We start from the raw sequence: 2,568 nt of genomic DNA on the forward strand, positions 1-2,568 counted from the left end.
TAGATGGCTATTTTATAATGAATTTTGTCAGCAGCCACCAGATTTTTTCAGTTGCTATGCAACAAAGCCCCACGGTATCCACAACTGTACGAACATTGTGATACAAGAGACCAAGAAAGATGTCATCCCAGTGCCCAGACACTGGGATCCAGAAAACTTCACTTTAAATGAGCACACCAGGTGCTGTACAATAGAAACTGGATTCCAGACTGGAATGACACCATCTACTACTCAAATTGCCTGCAAATTGCAATGTTCGTACACCAAAACGCGGTATCTTGTTGTAGATTCCGCTAACAAGCAGCGGAATACCAAATTGTAGAAGTTGCTTTAGCCCTCCTAACCTTCCCTTCAAAGTAGTCTATTCTATAAATTTTTTTACCATGCTTGATTTCAAGCCACGAATAAAATCTTCAATACTGCAAGGATTTCTCCCTTCCATTTGTACAACTTTAGGAATTAAAGTGCCACCTTTTAAACTTATGTGCATATTATCGTTAACAATCTTACCTTGTTCTGAAGCGAGAGCTTCAAAGTCAGCATCAAGTATCCTGATACGTTTATTTTCTATCTTAATGAATGCTTTTGGGTAAAACGCTTTAACCTTTCTATAAGCAACTTCACAGGCATCACTTGCATAAATTTTATAGTCTTCCACTTTGTCAGCGTAACATGCATTGTTATCGTTCTGTTTTAAGGGAAGCTGTTTTTCAATTTCGTTTAGCACTTTCAGCAGTAAATCACTGCCTAGCTTAGATAATTTATCATGCAATGTCTTGTAATTATCGTTCTTTTCGATAAGAAATTTTTCCTGTTTTAAAATAGGGCCGGAATCTAATCCTTCATCCAATTGCATAATGCTAACCCCGGTTTCTTGATCTCCTGCTAAAATTGTGTGCTGTATCGGGGCTGCACCACGCCACCTTGGTAGTAGTGAAGGATGAATATTAATACAACCATATTCTGGAATATTCAAAATTTCTCTTGGAAGTATCAATCCATACGCGGCAACAACCGCAACGTCTGGCTTGAAATTTCTAAATTTTTCTTGCTCTGCCGAGAACTTTAGAGAGATAGGAGTACATACCTCTATGTTACTTTCTTCAGCGATAACATGTACTGGAGATTTCATTGGCTTCTGTCCACGCCCCGAAGGTTTTGGAGCCTTGGTGTATACTGTCACCACTTCGCTCTTTGATTTCAGTAACAAGCCCAGAGAATTAACAGCAAATCCTGGTGATCCCATGAAAATAATTCTCATGGTGTTTTTGCTTTAAGAATTCTCCGCTAATTTACCACTTACAGTTTCTACTAATTTGGCAAAATCATCCTTATAATTAACTGCCATCTCAGCAAGAATTTTTCTATTTAAATCAATGCCGGCAAGTGTAAGACCACGCATAAACCTACCATAAGTAAGCCCATGCTCTCTTGCTGCTGCATTAATACGCATTATCCATAAGCTACGGAAATCACGTTTACGGGTTCTTCTGTCTCTATAAGCATATTGCAGTGCTTTTTCAACTCTTTGTAATGCAATTCTATAACAACTTTTTGCGCGCCCTCTATAACCCTTTGCTAGTTTCAATATTTTTTTATGACGAGCGTGAGTAGTGACTCCACGTTTTACCCGAGCCATTTTATTTTACCTCCATTTTGTTAAATACCGTAAGGCATATGAAGCTTAACTATACGCGAGTCAGATTTACCAAGAATCGTTGTACCGCGCTGATTACGAATATTAGATTTACTTCTCTTTACCATGCCATGCCTTTTGCCTGACTGAGTAGAAATAACTTTACCCTTAGCTGTAAGGTGAAAGCGCTTTTTCACAGAAGATTTAGTTTTTAATTTTATTTTCTTCATATTCCAAATAAATTTACAAGCACTACTATTGAGTTCTTTAATAGTAATTAAGCATTAGTATAAATAATTTTATTAAAGAATCAAATTAAAATTGTATATTAAAGGAGTTTAAAAGTAATTACGCCCAATATGTGTGTTATACCTTCTTTATTCCCAAGTGGCAACAATACTTGCCTCATTTTAACACTTTCACTTTCTTCCTCTTCATTGATCGGGCATTTACTCTCTATTACAGTATCAAGTTTATCAATAACTGCATCTATTTTATATAGTCGCAAAAATGGTGCATCAATTGCATACTTATTATCAATGCGCGTCTTTTTCTCAAAACCATAGAATTCAACAGCCTTTTCTCCTGCATTTTCACAAATATAACCTTGATCCTTGACTTCAATGACAAAACAATGCTGCCATGATTCCATTATTTCTGCAGTGTCTATTTCATGCCTTTCTGGCCAATCTCTGTCTGATCCTTTTATGTCATTCCAGTGTTGAGTCACCACATTTGCTATTCTTTTTTCTTTGCCTACATAAATTTCCATTCCAATTTCCACATATAAAACACAGATATGAGGTAAATTTATCGTGAATATATTGATTTTTTCTTACCACAAGGTGCATGTTACTAGAAGTTCTGAGAACCTGTTTAAAATCTTCGTAATAGGAGAGAAATGAAGGAAAGGACAATCATTTGCAAGCTGG

Annotated in this window: 4 protein-coding genes and 1 pseudogene; 1 reads left to right on the forward strand and 4 read right to left on the reverse strand. The window is 36.4% G+C overall.

Annotated features, from left to right (window positions below; all coding sequences use genetic code 11):
* Positions 1 to 127 precede the first annotated feature (127 nt).
* Positions 128 to 274 (forward strand): annotated as a pseudogene (locus OZD63_RS06325) (WPE palindromic element domain-containing protein); the annotation flags it as partial.
* Between the two features lie 87 nt (positions 275 to 361).
* Here the strand turns inward: OZD63_RS06325 and fmt are convergent.
* The 4 genes from fmt to OZD63_RS05820 form a co-directional block, all read right to left on the reverse strand.
* Complete coding sequence (gene fmt / locus OZD63_RS05805; RefSeq protein WP_274979581.1) at positions 362 to 1,261, reverse strand: methionyl-tRNA formyltransferase; 900 nt, start codon at positions 1,259 to 1,261, stop codon at positions 362 to 364.
* A 12-nt stretch (positions 1,262 to 1,273) separates the two neighbouring features.
* Complete coding sequence (rplT, locus tag OZD63_RS05810; protein WP_274979580.1) at positions 1,274 to 1,639, reverse strand: 50S ribosomal protein L20; 366 nt, start codon at positions 1,637 to 1,639, stop codon at positions 1,274 to 1,276.
* A 20-nt stretch (positions 1,640 to 1,659) separates the two neighbouring features.
* Positions 1,660 to 1,866 (reverse strand): 50S ribosomal protein L35, encoded by a 207-nt coding sequence (gene rpmI, locus OZD63_RS05815; RefSeq protein WP_007548610.1) that lies wholly within the window; start codon positions 1,864 to 1,866, stop codon positions 1,660 to 1,662.
* A gap of 98 nt (positions 1,867 to 1,964) precedes the next feature.
* Positions 1,965 to 2,408 (reverse strand): PAS domain-containing protein, encoded by a 444-nt coding sequence (locus OZD63_RS05820; RefSeq protein WP_010962890.1) that lies wholly within the window; start codon positions 2,406 to 2,408, stop codon positions 1,965 to 1,967.
* Positions 2,409 to 2,568 lie beyond the last annotated feature (160 nt).

This window comes from Wolbachia endosymbiont of Drosophila leontia (assembly GCF_028981785.1).
GTDB classification, from domain to species: Bacteria; Pseudomonadota; Alphaproteobacteria; order Rickettsiales; family Anaplasmataceae; genus Wolbachia; species Wolbachia pipientis.